Source organism: Niallia oryzisoli, assembly GCF_036670025.1.
In the GTDB taxonomy this organism is placed as follows: domain Bacteria; phylum Bacillota; class Bacilli; order Bacillales; family Cytobacillaceae; genus Bacillus_BD; species Bacillus_BD oryzisoli.
Genome location: NZ_CP137640.1, coordinates 4,961,454 through 4,977,909 on the forward strand (window position 1 = coordinate 4,961,454; position 16,456 = coordinate 4,977,909).

Genomic DNA, 16,456 nt, shown 5'->3' on the forward strand with positions numbered 1-16,456 from the left:
TTAAAAAATTTAAACAGTAGCTTTTTGCTTCAATACTTCGGCAATTCGTTCCACGATTTCGCTGATGCGCTTATCCTTCATGCGATAGCTGACAGGATTGACGATAAGACGTGAGGTAATATCTACAATCTGTTTATATTCTACAAGTCCATTTTCCACTAATGTTCTGCCCGTTGAGACGATATCAACAATGCGGTCAGCCAAGCCAATCATTGGCGCTAACTCAATCGAACCGTTCAGCTTAATGATTTCAACCTGTTCGCCCTGCTCACGAAAATATTTTGAAGCAACATTCGGATACTTAGTGGCAATTTTCGGTGCGACATCATTCATTTTTGTATTTGGCAGTCCAGCAACAGCTAAGTAGCATTTGCTGATGTTTAAATCGAGTACTTCATATACATCCCGTTCTTCCTCAAGCATGACATCTTTACCAGCAATTCCAAGGTCTGCGACACCATGCTCCACATAGGTCGGTACGTCCATCGGCTTGGCAAGAATAAAACGGAAGTTCTCCTCTTCCACATCGATAATTAATTTCCGTGAATCATCAAATTCCGGCGGCAGCTTGAAGCCTGCTTCCCGAAGCAAAGCAGCCGCTTCTTCAAAAATGCGTCCTTTTGGCATGGCAATTGTTAACGGCTCATTCATTGTGCTGACTCCTTCCCTGCTTTTCCGACTAACATCGTAACTTCTTCATATAATTCCGTACTGGCATCGAGATTCTCCACACCATTTATATCCTGAAGGACAACCTTTAAACCGCTTTTACGCTTTTCATTCGCTAACGCATAGGCTTCCTTTCTCCGCTCTGCACTGAATAGGATACACTGCACTGGCTCGCGGGCTTGGATCGTTCCCAGGGCTTCAATTAAACGATCAAGTCGAATGGCAAATCCGGTTGCACCGGTATCTTTCCCAAATTTGCTTAATAAATGATCGTAGCGCCCGCCGCTGGCAATTGGAAATCCGACCTGATCGGCATAAGCCTCAAATAATATTCCAGTATAGTAGCTCATATGACTGACAAGCGTTAAATCAAATTTTACTCTTGCACCCACTTGACCGTAGTCTGAGAGTGTTTCCCATAGCTGCTTCAAGTTGTCTAAATCAGTTCGTCCCTTGCCGTTCTCAAGCAGGGCATTTGCCGCTTCAATTACCTCTTCACCGCCCCTTAGGTTTAAAAAATCTAACAGGCGTTGTTTATCAATCGATGATAATGGTAATTGTTTCACATGCTCTCTGTAGCCGACATAATTTTTTTCATATAAAAAGGTAGTCAGGGCGTTTACGCGGTCTTCCGTTCCTAGAATATCCGTGAAGAATTCCTTTACGAAGCCAATATGGCCGACTGACAATTGAAAATTCTTCAGACCTGATTCCTCTAAAGCAGATATTAACAAGGCAATGCCTTCGCCGTCCGCGCTAATCGTATGATCACCAATACATTCAACGCCGATTTGTTCAAACTCGGCCGGACGTCCGCCTTCGCGCTGCTGGGCACGATATACGTTCGCAGAGTAGGCAAGTCGTAATGGGGTGATTTCCTTTAACATCTTGGAAGCTGCAACCCTGGCAATCGGTGATGTCATATCGGGTCTTAGGACAAGTGTATGTCCCTGCTGATCTAATAGCTTAAACAGCTGCTGGTCAAGGATAGCTGAAGCTGCACCAACTGTTTCATAGTATTCTAAGGCAGGCGTTTCAATAAATTGATAGCCCCATTTTTTCATTTCATCTCCGATAGCATGACGGATTTTGTGTTTTGTCTCATATAATCCTGGTAATGTGTCTCTCATGCCTAGTGGTTTTTCAAACATAAATAAACGGCTCATTTGCTAAGAACACCTCTGTTCATCACACTTAGCGACAAACGCTTTAGTTCGCTAATGTGGTAGTAAGTTGAAGATATTGTATCTCTATAGGTCGATATTTGTCAAGGAAATTAATGTTATTCCCTATGTGATGGGTTTTTATTCTTTTGTTGTTGGTGGTTATTGGTTTTATGTACTACGGGCACCTGAAATTCTGACAGGTTTTTGCTTATTGTGCCTCTCCATTTCAGAATAAAGCTCTTTTTGTGACAGAGTTTTGAGATTTCCTCTGTTCCTTGTCAGAATGAAGCTTCTGATTCCTGGTACTGGCCGCCATCCACAAAAATATGAACGAATCTGTCTTTTTATGGTGCCTGACACCGCAAAAAGACAAAAAAGGTGACAGTCACCACTTGGGGCGTCTGTCACCTTTCATCCAATAGGATTGGCGTTTATACTCTTTCGAAACAAGATATAAGCGCCAAGGGGATGCTCTATTCTTGCAGTACCTCTTGAGCATCTTCTCTTATGATTCTCATTGGATTTCCTCCGACAAAGGCTCCAGCAGGTACATCTTTATGGACGAGGGTGCCTGCTGAAACGATGGCACCGTCCCCAATGGTTACACCGGGGAGAATCGTTGAATTGGCCCCAATCATCACTTCGCTGCCAATTTTCACATCTCCCAGACGATACTCCTTAATTAAATATTCATGAGCAAGGATCGTCGTGTTGTAGCCGATTACGGTATTCCTTCCTACACTGATTTTCTCAGGGAACATAATATCCAGCATCACCATCAAGGCAAACGAGGTTTGATCGCCTACCTTCATTCCTAAAAAATGCTTATACAGCCAATTTTTCAGACCGAGAAATGGACTGTAGCGGGCCGCTTGAATAACGACAAAATTTTTGATAACCTTCCAGAACGGAACGGTTTTGTAGACATGCCAGAGTGAATTGGGGCCCTCTACCGGATACCGATCCGTGTTTCTCATCTTTTTCCCTCAACAATATCCAATAAGTCGCTCATGGTTTCGAGGATATAATCAGGTTCATATGATTTCAAATAATCAACGCCTTTGATCGTCCAAGAAACACCTGCTGTTTTCATGCCGGCATATTTCCCAGCAAGGATATCATGAAAATTATCACCGACCATGATTGCTTCTTCTGGACGAGAATCAAGCATTTCAATTGCTTTAAAAAGAGCCTCAGGATCTGGCTTTGTTTTTTCCACATCTTCAAACGCAATGAAAACATCGAAATAGGGAGTCAGCTTTGTCAGTTCCAATCCCATTTTCGCTACTTCTGTTCTTTTCGTTGTGACAACTCCAAGCTTATAGCCGCTTTCTTTTAGCTGCTTAATTGTTTCCAACACGGTTGGAAATATCGTAACAAGCTCATCATGGTGTGCCTTATTGTGTGCTTGGTATACTTCGATCATCTCTTCGGCCTTTTCCCCATTAATACCGTAGAACGTACTTGTAAGAGATGGTCCGAAAAATGGTAAAATATCCTCCCGTGTGTATTGACCAGGATAATATAGGTCTAACGTATGCTGAAAGGAAGAAAAAATCAATTCATTTGTATCCACTAATGTTCCATCTAAATCAAATAATAATGTTGTAATTTTATTGCTCATAGGTTATTTCTTTACTCCTTGTCTTTGCGATAATAAATTTATTCCAAATAAGCGCTACAGAAGCCGTCAGCACGATTGCCACCACCAAACGAATCAACAAGAGCGGCAGCACTGGGATGCCCAAAGGAGCGAAAATAAGTGTATCCTCAATTACCGCGTGACAGGCAGAAAGAAAAATGAACGCAATCGTCAAATCCTTCTTGCTGACGCCATCCTCTTTGACAGCCTGAATCATAACCCCTGCCCCGTAGGCAAGACCAAGCAATAATCCAGCAGCCAGTGTTGTAGACGTATTTGGATTCATCCCTAGGGAACGTGTGACAGGTGCCATCCACTTGGAAAAAACATCAATCCATTTCAAATCCTTCAAAATTTGGATTCCGATCATCAGCGGGATGACAATGATCGCCAGCTGAACCACACCCAAGATGGCAGACTGCAGACCAGCCGCCCCGATTTCGATCCAGCCTGTTACTGCTTCATTGCTTTGCGAAGCGGAAACAAAGCCATATTGCGCCTGTTCCGAACCGCCCTGCCACAACAAATTAATAATAACTGCTGAAATAATGGCAAGGCTGACGCGGACAAGCAGAACGATCCACAGCTTTACTCCTGTCTTTAAGGCAACCCCCGACTCCAGGATCATGCTGTGAGAAAAAGACAGCATGACCGCGATTATAAACACTTCTTTTACAGTAAAATCAAGTGATAAAATCGACCCGATTGCTGCATAAATATTAAGTGCATTCCCGAGCACAAGCGGTATGGCCGCATCCCCGGATAGACCGAATAAGCTCATAAACGGCGCAATTTTATCTATAATCCAAGGCAGGACTGGGGTGTGCTGAAGAATCGTGATCATTAGTGTAATAGGAAAGATGATTTTCCCAAACGTCCATGTCACCCGAAGTCCAACCATAAAACCTCTTTTAAAAGTTCCTAGCATTTTCTCATCTTCCTTCTCCCAGTTGTCCTCAGAGAAAACTCTCCTAATTTACTTCTGGTTATCTAAATAGCGAACATCTGCATATCCCTTTACTCTTCTATATATAAGCAGTCCAACAGCAAGCAGAATTAGTGCAACTGAAATGGTTTGAGCCATTCGAAGGGTCTCTGTCAGCATTAAACTGTCTGTTCTCATGCCCTCGACAAAGAATCGGCCAATTGAATACCAAATAACATATGTTAAAAATAGCTCACCTTGGCGCAGATTTACTCTTCTTAATAGCATTAAGAGAATAAAACCTAACAAATTCCAAACAGATTCGTATAAAAAGGTTGGATGGTAATAGGCACCGTTAATATACATTTGATTAATAATAAATTCCGGTAAATGCAGGTTTTCAAGAAAGGTACGGCTCACTTCTCCGCCGTGTGCTTCCTGGTTCATAAAATTTCCCCATCTGCCAATTGCCTGCCCTAAAATAATACTTGGTGCAGCAATATCGGCTATCTTCCAAAAAGAAACATTTCTCTTTCTAGTGAAAACAATGGCAGTAATGACCGAGCCGATTAATGCACCGTGGATGGCCAGTCCCCCGTTCCAAATGGCAATAATTTCTCCTGGATAACGCGAATAGTATTCCCATTCAAATAAGACATAATAGGTCCGGGCCGATAGAATTGCAATCGGGATGGCCCAAAGCATAAGGTCAGTGAATATGTCCTTATCAAGCCCGCGTCTTTCGGATTCCTTAATGGCGATATATAACCCAAGTGCAATGGCTGCTCCGATAATGACACCATACCAATGAACCTGGATTGGTCCAAGCGAAATAGCTATCGGATCAAGCGGTTGAATACTTTCCTCCATTCTTACAACTGCTACTAAAAACATAGACAATAGTATACATCTGTCTACGCTAGACATATTCCTGCTTCTTCGTGTCCCGTCTCTCCGATTGCTCGCTACTACGGTTGGTGTAACACTCCACAGGCGTTAATTCCGATCTAGCCGACCGTACATATACACAGATTAGTTAAGTTAAAACTGTGTATTCCTTCGCATACTTCAGATTTAAAGAGGCATTAAAATCGCGATCCATTTCAGCATCACAAGCATCACATGTAAAAATTCGTTCAGATAAGCTAAACATCACTTTCTTGTGATTACAACAAGAACAAAGCTTTGAAGATGGATAGAATCGATCTACTTGTCTGAGCTCGATACCGTACTGCTTACATTTAGCAGTGAGCCATTCTTTAAAATAGTTGAAATTTTGTCCCGCGACCGTTTTGGATAGATGTCGATTTTTCATCATGCCTTTCACATTTAAATCTTCAATAGTGATATAAGCCGGCTTGGTTTTCACCAGCTGATTCACCACATATCTAACATATTCTTTTCGAATGTTGGCTAGTCTAGCGTACAGTTTTTGAACTTTTACCAGTTGTTTCTGCCTGTTTTTAGCGCAGAATTCACCTCGCTTTTGATTTTTATTTTGTTCATAACTTCTACTTAGCTTTCGTTGTTTGCGCTTAAGACTCTTTTCTAGTTTTTTTACCTTCTGTGTTTTATTGATATTTTTAAACGTCTCATGATGACTACATGTGGCAAAGTCAGTAATCCCTAAATCAATCCCGATTCCATCATAAAGGAGGACCTGAACCTCCTGTTTTTGTTCCACCTCGCATAAAACAGATACGTAGTATCGATTTGCTTTTTGTGAAACAGTACAACTGATAACTTTTGCGTTTGATGGAATATAGCCATATTCCTTTAATTGAACCCATCCAAGCGTTGGGACCTTGATTCGGTGACGCTCGACTGACAAATCGGTCGGATTATTTTTTTGAAAATAGGCTTTAACCTCTTGATGTTTCTTTTTCTTAAACTTCGGAAAATTAGCTAATCCCTTGAAAAAGTTTTTAAAGGCTTGATCTCCGTTCATAATGGACTTTTTCACTGCTTTACTGGATACGTCCTTAATCCAGAAATCCGTTTGTTTGGGTGAACATTATTCACCCACTTGGAAAAATCATAGCCTGACAAGTGCTTGCCTGTGTCTTTATAGTGTTTTTGCGCAGTAGTAAGGTATAGATTGTAAACAAAACGACAGACACCAATCGTTTGATGTACTTTTTGTTGCTGTTTTTCATTTAGAAGAATTTCCGTCTTATATGCTTTTTTCATGATCATCGCCCTTTTTATTTGGCTATTTTATAGTTCAATTTTACTATAAAATACAATGGAGATGATCGAATAATTAAAATATAAGACCTTATATAGAAATGTAACTGATTTGAAGCCTAAAACAATAAAGCAGGTTTATGCATTGGAGGAGGAATCAAACAAATTACTTTAAGTACATGTGATAGCCTTTGTGTCTATTTGTATAAATTTTTAACTACTGTTCTAATCTCCTTTTAAATTTCGTACAGCCTTTTAACGTTCACAGCTTTCATCATCCACTATGAGGGAAAAAATATCATTTGACAACTTTTAGTTAATTAATATGATTATATTTCTTTATTTCCCTCATCAATAACTTGACTGAGGCGATTGGTAAACTGCTCGGCCGCATTCATACCCATCCGTTTCAAACGGAAATTCATCGCGGCTACCTCAATAATAACCGCTAAGTTTCGTCCAGGGCGGACTGGGATCGTAATCTTTGTTACATCTGTATCAATGATTTTCACTTTCTCTTCATCAATGCCCAAGCGGTCATATTGCTTTTGCTGATCCCAATTTTCCAAGCTGATGACGAGAGAGATTTTTTTATGACTAAGAACAGAGCCCGCACCAAACAAGGTCATCACATCGATGATTCCTAATCCGCGAATCTCTAGCAAATGCTCAATTAATTCCGGTGAAGTACCCACTAGTGTGTTTTCGTCTTCCTGGCGGATCTCTACGCAATCATCGGCAACCAGACGGTGACCGCGTTTAACAAGTTCAAGTGCGGTTTCACTCTTACCTACACCGCTTTGCCCTGTAATCATCACGCCAACCCCATATATATCAACAAGAACGCCATGTACTGCTGTCGTCGGTGCCAGCTTGCTTTCAAGGAAATTTGTTAACAGCCCTGAAAATCTGGTTGTTTTTTGCTTTGAGCGCATAACCGGCACCGATTCCCGTTCAGACGCTTCAAGAAGTGCTTCAGGTGCTTCTAAATCCCTCGTAATAATAATTGCCGGAGTCACATCTGTACAAAGCCTTTCTAAGCGGTAGTCTCGTTCGCTTTCGTTAAGCTTATTGGCAAAAGTCAACTCTGTCATACCTATTAATTGAATGCGATTTGCGGGATAATAATCAAAATATCCTGCCAGTTCAATGCCGGGTCTAGAAATATCACTGGTTGTGATTGGACGGTTAATCCCCTCTTCACCACTAAGCAACTCAAGATCAAACTTTTCGATTACGTCTTTCGTACGTACTTTAACCAACTTTGTGCCTCCTTTATAAATGAACAAAATAAGGGCTGTATCCTATAGTAAGTTTCACATTATTTTATCATTTTTTTGCTAAGAACCAAATGACTATATCTTTTCAAGAATAATTTTCATTTTTTCAAAACAAAAAAAGCTGACAAGCAGTATAGCAATTACTACTTCTCAGCCTTTTTTAAGGTTAATGTTTTTTTTCGTCTTTTCGGTTTAGGTAATTTTGAATAATGATATTTACGATTGACATGATTACCGCGATGACAAATGCCATCCCAAAGCTTTCAATCTCAAAGGATTCGCCCATGATTTGATCTGTCAAGATCAAGGTGAGGGCATTGATTACAAACAAAAATAAACCTAATGTAAAAACCGTTATAGGCAGTGTTAATATGACGAGAATTGGTCTGACAATCATATTTAGCACCGATAACACAAAACTCGCCCCAATGGCTGCAAGAATCCCTTCAATATAAAAAGACTCTTTGAAAAAACCGGAAAGAGCGATAAATAATATGGCATTAATCAAAATCCCTGCTAGCCATCCCATATACTAACACCTCATGTTCAAAGCTGAAAAAAGTTCCTCCAAACGATTTCAGCCACAACTCAAGCATCCTGTTACATAAATTAAATGATTATGCTTTTCGAACCGAAATCGTGCCCGTTTTCGTATCTGCATTAAGCTGGAGGAGATCGATTGATTCTTTAACCGTTTTAAAATTCAGCGTTTTTTGGATAAACTCACTTTTCTCGTCTATAATTTGGATTCCTTCAAGTTCAACGTTGAAATTCCCAAGGTTAGACTTCAGCATGCCGTTAACTGCCGCCTGCTCCGGTATCGACAATTCAACATTCCCTGTTGTTGTCTTTACTTCAATCATTTCACATTCTGGGTTAATCGTTTTACACTGAATATTCCCATTAAACGTCTGCAGTTCAACTTTACGAAAATCGCCATTCAACATAATCGGGCCATTTAATGTTTCTGCATCAATCGACTTTACTTCACAGCCAATGAATTGAATCAGACCATTTGCCGTCTCCACATCCACTTCCTGACTGTTAATGGCATCCATAATGATTTTACCGTTAGCCGTTTTGATTTTCATTTTCTTCATGCTGATATTTTTGCTTTCAACATTTCCGCTGAAAACCCTGATATCCCCATATTCATATTCCGATTCTGGAACATAAATAACCGTTTCCACCTTAATCCACTTTTGTCTTGTTGAAAAATAGAGACGTTCATCCTTCACCGCAAACGTGACTTCTTTTAAAAAGTTTGCTTTTGCTTCATCGTGATTATCGCCGCGGTATACCTGGGCTTTACATTCAATACGGACATCCTTTTGATCCCAAGGAATGACACGAACATCTCCATTTGCTACATCGACAACCATTTCTTTAAACTCAGCATCTGTCTGCTGAAAAATATGGGAAATGTCCATCCGTTTGCCAAAATTCAAATCTAAATCAAGATCTTTTATCTTTTTCACAGCATAATCCACAAATTCAAAGATCTTTTCCTTTGTGGATTGATAGCTATGCTGGGATTGTGACTGCTTTTCCTGCTTCGTTTGTTCTTCTGAATGAACAACCGTTGACAGCTCTGTCACGAGCTGTTCTTGTTTTTCTTCCATTTCCTTTGTTGAGTTTTCCAGTTTTTCTAATAAGTAAAGAGCATCATCAACGGTCAGCTTTCCTTCTTCAACCATCTGTAAAATTCGTTTACGTTGTTCCTTCATTATGATTCCTCCCTAGAGAAACATCTTCATATAATACATACGAAATGAACAACAATATGTTTCAGTTTAAATAAGAATACGTCTTGAGGCCGAGTACGTCCACTTATTGAGTGACTTCAATTTGTTTCTGCATCCTCTTTCGGTCACGTTCCAAAATCGGTTTTAGATATTTACCTGTATAGGATTCCGCAACCTCAGCCACTTCCTCAGGTGTTCCGGTCGCTATGATCGTTCCGCCTTTATCGCCACCCTCTGGACCAAGGTCGATCAAATAATCAGCCCTCTTAATTACATCTAAATTATGTTCAATGACAAGGACGGTATCACCGTTTTCTACCAGGCGCTCCAAAACCACTAAAAGGCGTGAAATATCATCAACATGGAGCCCTGTTGTCGGCTCATCTAAAATATAGAAGGAGCGGCCTGTTGATCTTCTATGCAATTCAGAAGCAAGCTTCACCCGCTGCGCTTCACCGCCGGACAGTGTCGTTGCCGGCTGACCTAGTGTCACATAACCGAGGCCGACATCCATGAGAGTCTGCAGCTTCCGCCTAATTTTTGGATGATTTTCGAAAAATTCTACTGCATTTTCAACAGTCATTTCTAATATCTCGGAAATGTTTTTTCCTTTGTATTTCACTTCAAGGGTTTCACGGTTATAACGTTTCCCATGACAAACCTCGCATGGAACATAAACATCCGGTAAAAAGTGCATTTCAATTTTAATAATCCCGTCACCGCGGCATGCTTCACATCTGCCGCCTTTTACATTAAAGCTGAAGCGTCCTTTTTTATACCCGCGCACCTTGGCTTCATTCGTCGCAGCGTATACATCACGGATATCATCAAATACACCTGTGTACGTAGCCGGGTTTGATCGCGGAGTTCTGCCAATCGGGGTTTGATCAATATCAATCACTTTATCCAAATGCTCAAGACCAGTAATGGAGCGGAACTCTCCCGGTTTGCTTCTAGCTCGATTCAGCTTCTGCGCCAGTGTTTTATGTAAAATTTCATTCACCAACGTACTTTTTCCTGAGCCTGAAACACCAGTGACTGCCACAAACATGCCAAGCGGGAATTTCACATTAATATTTTTTAAATTGTTTTCCTTTGCTCCTTTTATTTCAATGAAGCGTCCGTCCGGCTTCCGCCGTTCAATTGGCAGCGGAATAAACTTCTTGCCTGACAAATATTGACCTGTTAAGGAATCAGGGTCTTCCATTACCTCTTTTGGTGTACCAGCTGAGACAATCTCCCCTCCGCGAATCCCTGCCCCCGGTCCAACATCAATTAAATAATCAGCAGCCATCATCGTATCCTCGTCATGTTCAACGACAAGTAACGAATTGCCGATATCCCGCATATTTCGCAGTGTTTCAATCAGGCGGTCATTATCCCGCTGATGAAGGCCGATGGACGGCTCATCGAGAATATAAAGGACACCTGTTAAGCGCGAACCGATTTGCGTAGCCAAACGGATCCGCTGGGCCTCTCCCCCTGACAGGGTTCCGGCCATACGGCTTAACGTTAAATAATCAAGACCTACATTGGCAAGAAAACCGAGACGTTCTTTAATTTCACGGAAAATCAAATGGGCAATTTGCATTTCCTTTTCAGACAATGACAAGCTGCTAAAAAACTGTAAGCTTTCGATAACGGAAAGGTCTGTCACCTCACCAATATGCCTGCCGTCAATCAGAACGGCTAATGTTTCTTTTTTCAGCCTGTAGCCTTTACAGGTCGGACAATGATGCTCAGCCATGTATTTGTCCATCTGCTCACGAATATAGTCTGAGCTTGTATCTCTAAAACGACGTTCTACATTTTTGAGAACCCCTTCAAATTCAATCTCATTATCCCTAACCTGTCCCCAGTCATTTTCATAATGAAATCGAATCTTTTCTCCGTCCGAGCCATAAAGGATTTTATCCATCTGATGCTGCGGTATATCCTTAACCGGCACGTCCATATCAATTCCATAATGGTCACAAATACATTTCAAGAGCTGCGGATAGTATTGCGAACTTCCTGGCTCCCACGGGGCAATCGCATGCTGGTTTAACGTTAAATCTTTATTTGGAATCACAAGATTAACATCAACCTTTTTCTTGACCCCAAGACCGTCACACTCAGGGCATGCACCAAACGGATTGTTAAAAGAAAACATTCTTGGCTCAAGGGCAGCAATTGAAAAACCGCAGACTGGGCAGGCATGATGCTCACTGAATAAAAGCTCTTCCTCGCCAATGACATCGATTTTCACCCTGCCTCCGCCAAGCTTTAAGGCTGATTCCAATGAATCGGCAAGTCTCGCTTCTACCCCTTCTTTCACAACAATCCGGTCAATGACCACATCAATGGAATGCTTTTTATTTTTTTCAAGTTCGATATCTTCACTTAAATCATACATTTCCTCATCAATCCGAACCCTTACATAGCCCTGCTTCTTAATATCCTCCAGGACCTTGACATGAGCTCCCTTTTTACCAGAAATGATCGGAGCTAGTATTTGAATCCTCGTTCGTTCAGGATATTCCATAATGCGGTCAACCATCTGCTCAATCGTTTGCGATGTTATTTCGATGCCGTGTGTTGGACAGGTTGGATGCCCCACTCTGGCAAAAAGCAGACGCATATAATCATAGATTTCTGTTACGGTGCCAACCGTTGAACGCGGATTATTGCTTGTCGTCTTTTGATCAATCGATATCGCTGGTGATAAGCCTTCGATAGAGTCGACATCAGGCTTATCCATCTGTCCGAGAAACTGACGGGCATAGGCTGATAGAGATTCAACGTATCTCCGTTGTCCCTCAGCATAAATGGTATCAAAGGCAAGCGAGGACTTTCCTGAACCGGAAAGTCCTGTTATCACAACAAGCTTATCTCTCGGAATCGTGACATCTACATTTTTTAAATTATGGGCTCTGGCACCCTTTACAATCAGTTTCTCCATCGCCATCTATACGTCATCCTTCCGCTTTCAATTCTAAAATTAAATCACGCAGCTCTGCCGCACGCTCGAAGTTCAATGCTTTGGCTGCTTCTTTCATTTCCTTTTCCATATCGGCAATAACCTTTTCTTTTTCCTTCTTTGAAAGGTTCACAAGTCCTGAAACCGGATTGTATTCTTCCTGCTCTTCGGCCACATGTGTTGCGCGGATTACATCGCGGATTTCCTTTTGAATCGTCATCGGTGTAATACCGTGCTTCTGGTTGTATTCTTCCTGAATGGCACGGCGCCGTTTTGTTTCATTGATCGCGATTTCCATCGAGTTGGTCATTTTATCCGCATACATAATTACCTGTCCGTTCGCATTACGGGCAGCACGGCCAATCGTCTGAATCAGCGAACGCTCGGAACGCAGGAAGCCTTCCTTATCTGCATCAAGAATCGCTACAAGTGATACTTCAGGGATATCAAGTCCCTCTCTAAGTAGGTTGATCCCGACAAGTACATCATATTTTCCTAACCGCAGCTCACGGATAATTTCAATCCGCTCTAGCGTTTTTATTTCAGAATGTAAATAATTCACTTTTATACCGATTTCCTTTAAATAATCGGTTAAATCCTCGGACATTTTTTTCGTCAGGGTCGTAACAAGGACACGCTCATTTTTTTCAACCCGATCATTAATTTCCGCAATCAAATCATCAATCTGCCCTTCAATCGGTCGAACAGAAATAACCGGATCCAATAAACCAGTTGGACGGATAATTTGCTCAATCATTTCCGGCGTATGCTCCTGCTCATACGGACCAGGCGTTGCCGATACAAAGACAATGTTTTTGATATGCTTTTCGAATTCGGAAAAAATAAGCGGGCGGTTGTCAAGCGCAGACGGTAGACGGAAGCCGTGGTCTACGAGCACCTGCTTTCTTGCCTGATCACCGTTATACATGCCGCGGATTTGCGGGAGCGTAACATGTGATTCATCAATGACAATAAGAAAGTCCTCAGGGAAATAATCCAAAAGAGTGTATGGTGTTGAACCCGGCGGCCTTAACGTAAGGTGACGGGAATAGTTTTCAATTCCTGAACAGAACCCCATTTCTCTCATCATTTCCAAATCATAACGCGTCCGCTGTTCAAGACGCTGAGCCTCTAATAATTTATCATTTTCACGGAGCTCTGCTAGTCTTTCCTCAAGCTCCTTCTCAATATTTTGTATGGCGACCAGCAATTTTTCTTCGCGGGTAACGAAGTGGGATGCTGGGAATATGGCTACATGTTCTCTCTCCCCCATAATTTCTCCTGTTAAGGCGTCCACTTCACGAATCCGGTCAATCTCATCGCCGAAAAATTCGATTCTTAGGCAATGTTCATCCCTTGAGGCCGGGAAGATTTCCACGACATCACCGCGCACGCGGAATGTACCGCGAATGAAATTGAGATCATTGCGGTCATATTGGATATCAACAAGCTTGTGGAGAAGCTGGTTTCGTTCAATTTCCATGCCGACACGCAAGGAAACGACCAGGTCTCGATATTCCTCCGGCGAACCCAAACCATAGATACAGGAAACACTCGCAATGATGATAACATCCTTCCGTTCAAATAATGCGGATGTTGCCGAGTGGCGCAGCTTATCGATTTCATCATTAATACTGGCATCCTTCTCAATAAACGTATCTGTCGACGGAACATAGGCTTCCGGTTGGAAATAATCGTAGTAACTGACAAAATACTCGACCGCATTGTTTGGAAAAAACTCTTTGAATTCACTGTACAGTTGTCCTGCGAGGGTTTTATTATGGGCGATGATCAATGTTGGTTTATTTACGGCTTCTATGACATTTGAAACCGTAAATGTTTTTCCTGTTCCTGTTGCACCGAGCAATGTTTGATGACGTTTCCCAGCTTGAATGCCCTCAACGAGTTTTCTGATGGCCCCCGGTTGATCCCCTTGGGGCCTATACTTTGATACTAATTGAAATTGATCCTTCACGTGCTTTCCTCCCATTCTTCCATGACTATCTATCTTCATCCGTATCCAAATTTTTCAGCTATTCCCATTCTACCACAATGACATAAAAACAAACCACATTTAAAGCGAACAGACATTCCTTTTTCAAAATTCTGTTAAACTAGGATGTTGATTTCCGTTCCAGGAACTTCGCGCACCTTAGGCGACCGCCGAGCCTCCAAATGACAAAAAACCTGCCTCCTCTTTTATGGTGACAGGTCTTTTCTTATGATGAATGCTTCATTCTTTGTTTGATTCGAGCTCCGTACCAAAAGCCGACGGTTAAGGAAAAGGCATCTACGACAATCAGCCACATCGTATGGGTATATCCTTTATATACAGAGGCTGCGATTAATGCCACCGTCAAAACAAGGGCCAGTACGCGGTTGTATGTTACCCTTGTAAACCATACTACCAGTAAACCCGGTAAAAAAAGGGCTGATAAAAATTTTAAAAACAATCAACATCACCTGCTCCTAGTGGCGTTTATTAAGTCCCGGGGGCAAGAGCCGCGTTTTTCGCAAACTGAGGACTCCTGTCTACCGGGACTATTTCACCTCTTCCAGTGTTTCAACCGGTAAATCCGTTTCCGCCAATTTTTCAACTTCAATAAATAAAATATGCTGTTGATCGATCTCTTGGATTGTAAATTGATACCCCTCTGCTTCGATGACATCGCCTAATTTCACATCATATTTTTGATTTAAAAACCAGCCGCCGATCGTATCAACAATCTCTTCATCAAAATGAGTTCCCAGCAGGTCATTAACTTCTGAAATGAGAAGCTTTGCATCAAAGATGTAATGTCCTTCACCCTTTTTCCTGATTTCAGGCACTTCGTCAGCATCAAACTCATCACGAATTTCCCCAACGATTTCTTCGATCATATCTTCCATCGTGATCAGCCCGGCCGTTCCGCCATATTCATCATGCAGGATCGCCATATAGCCGCGTTCCTTTTGCAGTAAGAGTAATAGATCATGGATCGGAATCGTTTCAATGACGGAGACAACTGGTTTGACAAAATCGCTGATTTTCGCATCAGGGTTGTCCACCCAGGCCGTTAATGGATCCTTTATATGAATGATTCCGACAATCCGGTCTTTATCACCGCCTTCTGCAACAGGGTAGCGTGTGTACTTTTCCTGTTCCATAATTTCAATGACTTCTTGTTTCGTTGCATCCGTTGAAATGGCGACCATTTCAGTCCTTGGCACCATAATCTCCTTGGCAATCCGCTCATCGAAATCAAAGATATTCGTTACATATTTATATTCCGATTGATTAATTTCTCCGCTTTCATAGCTTTCGGAAAGTATGATCCGCAGTTCATCCTCTGAGCGCGATAGTTCATTTTCCGATACATTTTTTATCCCAAATAGTTTGGTAATAAAACGTGCGGAATGATTCATAAACCACACAAGCGGATAGGTTAAGTGGTTAAACCAAACTAACGGCTTGGCGACCGCCAGCGTAATCCCTTCGCTTTTTTGAATCGCAAATGATTTTGGTGCTAATTCTCCGACAACTACATTTAGAAAAGTGATCAAAGAGAAGGCAATGACGAAAGAGATGGTCCCTGATACCGAAGCCGGAATCGGCATGCTTTCAAAGATCGGGTCAATCACATGGGCGACTGTCGGTTCCCCAAGCCATCCTATTCCCAATGCCGTAACGGTAATTCCCAATTGACAGGTTGATAGATATTCATCTAAATTACTCGTTATCTTATGCGCAGCAATCGCTTTTTTATTTCCTTCTTCAACCAATTGATTAATTCTTGTCCTTCTCACTCGTATGATTGAAAACTCTGCTGCAACAAAAAAAGCCGTTAAGGCAATTAATATAACAAGAATGAGTAAGTTTATACCGTCCAATTCATCCTTCACG

Annotated in this window: 13 protein-coding genes and 1 pseudogene; all 14 read right to left on the bottom strand. The window is 41.7% G+C overall.

Annotation, left to right across the window (positions count from 1 at the left end; genetic code table 11):
* Positions 1-9 precede the first annotated feature (9 nt).
* The 14 genes and pseudogenes from hisG to R4Z09_RS24965 all read right to left on the bottom strand — a co-directional run bounded on the left by hisG (position 10) and on the right by R4Z09_RS24965 (position 16,443).
* Entirely contained in the window at positions 10-651 is a 642-nt protein-coding gene (gene hisG, locus R4Z09_RS24900; protein WP_338449382.1) for an ATP phosphoribosyltransferase, read from the bottom strand.
* Positions 648-1,835 carry an ATP phosphoribosyltransferase regulatory subunit gene (locus tag R4Z09_RS24905; RefSeq protein WP_338449383.1) on the bottom strand — a complete coding sequence of 396 codons (1,188 nt, stop codon included), beginning with the start codon at positions 1,833-1,835 and terminating at the stop codon, positions 648-650. Before R4Z09_RS24905 ends, hisG begins: the two co-directional genes overlap by 4 nt.
* Before the next feature lie 473 nt (positions 1,836-2,308).
* Positions 2,309-2,812 (bottom strand): acyltransferase, encoded by a 504-nt coding sequence (locus R4Z09_RS24910; RefSeq protein ID WP_338449384.1) that lies wholly within the window; start codon positions 2,810-2,812, stop codon positions 2,309-2,311.
* Positions 2,809-3,459: a pyrophosphatase PpaX gene (gene ppaX / locus R4Z09_RS24915; protein WP_338449385.1), complete on the bottom strand. Its 651-nt coding sequence runs from the start codon at positions 3,457-3,459 to the stop codon at positions 2,809-2,811. The genes R4Z09_RS24910 and ppaX overlap by 4 nt, the downstream gene beginning before the upstream one ends.
* Positions 3,449-4,405, bottom strand: coding sequence for a nucleoside recognition domain-containing protein (locus tag R4Z09_RS24920; RefSeq protein ID WP_338449386.1), 957 nt, complete (start codon positions 4,403-4,405; stop codon positions 3,449-3,451). The genes ppaX and R4Z09_RS24920 overlap by 11 nt, the downstream gene beginning before the upstream one ends.
* Positions 4,406-4,453: 48 nt before the next feature.
* The gene (gene lgt / locus R4Z09_RS24925) at positions 4,454-5,272 is read right to left on the bottom strand and encodes a prolipoprotein diacylglyceryl transferase (RefSeq protein ID WP_338453351.1); all 819 of its coding nucleotides are present in this window, start codon (positions 5,270-5,272) and stop codon (positions 4,454-4,456) included.
* Positions 5,273-5,438: 166 nt separating this feature from the next.
* Positions 5,439-6,592: pseudogene (locus R4Z09_RS24930) on the bottom strand (RNA-guided endonuclease InsQ/TnpB family protein).
* Positions 6,593-6,918: 326 nt separating this feature from the next.
* Positions 6,919-7,851 (bottom strand): HPr(Ser) kinase/phosphatase, encoded by a 933-nt coding sequence (hprK, locus tag R4Z09_RS24935; protein WP_338449387.1) that lies wholly within the window; start codon positions 7,849-7,851, stop codon positions 6,919-6,921.
* Positions 7,852-8,035: 184 nt separating this feature from the next.
* Positions 8,036-8,398 carry a phage holin family protein gene (locus tag R4Z09_RS24940; protein WP_338449388.1) on the bottom strand — a complete coding sequence of 121 codons (363 nt, stop codon included), beginning with the start codon at positions 8,396-8,398 and terminating at the stop codon, positions 8,036-8,038.
* A gap of 88 nt (positions 8,399-8,486) precedes the next feature.
* On the bottom strand, positions 8,487-9,596 hold the full coding sequence (locus R4Z09_RS24945) for a DUF4097 domain-containing protein (RefSeq protein ID WP_338449389.1): 1,110 nt from the start codon (positions 9,594-9,596) through the stop codon (positions 8,487-8,489).
* 103 nt (positions 9,597-9,699) lie between these two features.
* Positions 9,700-12,561 (bottom strand): excinuclease ABC subunit UvrA, encoded by a 2,862-nt coding sequence (gene uvrA, locus R4Z09_RS24950; RefSeq protein WP_338449390.1) that lies wholly within the window; start codon positions 12,559-12,561, stop codon positions 9,700-9,702.
* A gap of 7 nt (positions 12,562-12,568) precedes the next feature.
* Positions 12,569-14,548: an excinuclease ABC subunit UvrB gene (gene uvrB, locus R4Z09_RS24955; RefSeq protein ID WP_338449391.1), complete on the bottom strand. Its 1,980-nt coding sequence runs from the start codon at positions 14,546-14,548 to the stop codon at positions 12,569-12,571.
* Positions 14,549-14,792: 244 nt separating this feature from the next.
* Entirely contained in the window at positions 14,793-15,026 is a 234-nt protein-coding gene (locus R4Z09_RS24960; RefSeq protein ID WP_338449392.1) for a CsbA family protein, read from the bottom strand.
* An 88-nt stretch (positions 15,027-15,114) separates the two neighbouring features.
* Positions 15,115-16,443 carry a hemolysin family protein gene (locus R4Z09_RS24965; RefSeq protein ID WP_338453352.1) on the bottom strand — a complete coding sequence of 443 codons (1,329 nt, stop codon included), beginning with the start codon at positions 16,441-16,443 and terminating at the stop codon, positions 15,115-15,117.
* Positions 16,444-16,456 lie beyond the last annotated feature (13 nt).

What these genes read in the sequence shown, in the direction of transcription:
- R4Z09_RS24940 (WP_338449388.1), bottom strand. Translation starts at nt 8,398, where the DNA reads ATGGGATGGCTAGCAGGGATTTTGATTAATGCCATATTATTTATCGCT.
- hisG (WP_338449382.1), bottom strand. Translation starts at nt 651, where the DNA reads ATGAATGAGCCGTTAACAATTGCCATGCCAAAAGGACGCATTTTTGAA.
- R4Z09_RS24905 (WP_338449383.1), bottom strand. Translation starts at nt 1,835, where the DNA reads ATGAGCCGTTTATTTATGTTTGAAAAACCACTAGGCATGAGAGACACA.
- uvrA (WP_338449390.1), bottom strand. Translation starts at nt 12,561, where the DNA reads ATGGCGATGGAGAAACTGATTGTAAAGGGTGCCAGAGCCCATAATTTA.
- R4Z09_RS24920 (WP_338449386.1), bottom strand. Translation starts at nt 4,405, where the DNA reads ATGCTAGGAACTTTTAAAAGAGGTTTTATGGTTGGACTTCGGGTGACA.
- lgt (WP_338453351.1), bottom strand. Translation starts at nt 5,272, where the DNA reads ATGGAGGAAAGTATTCAACCGCTTGATCCGATAGCTATTTCGCTTGGA.
- R4Z09_RS24945 (WP_338449389.1), bottom strand. Translation starts at nt 9,596, where the DNA reads ATGAAGGAACAACGTAAACGAATTTTACAGATGGTTGAAGAAGGAAAG.
- ppaX (WP_338449385.1), bottom strand. Translation starts at nt 3,459, where the DNA reads ATGAGCAATAAAATTACAACATTATTATTTGATTTAGATGGAACATTA.
- R4Z09_RS24910 (WP_338449384.1), bottom strand. Translation starts at nt 2,812, where the DNA reads ATGAGAAACACGGATCGGTATCCGGTAGAGGGCCCCAATTCACTCTGG.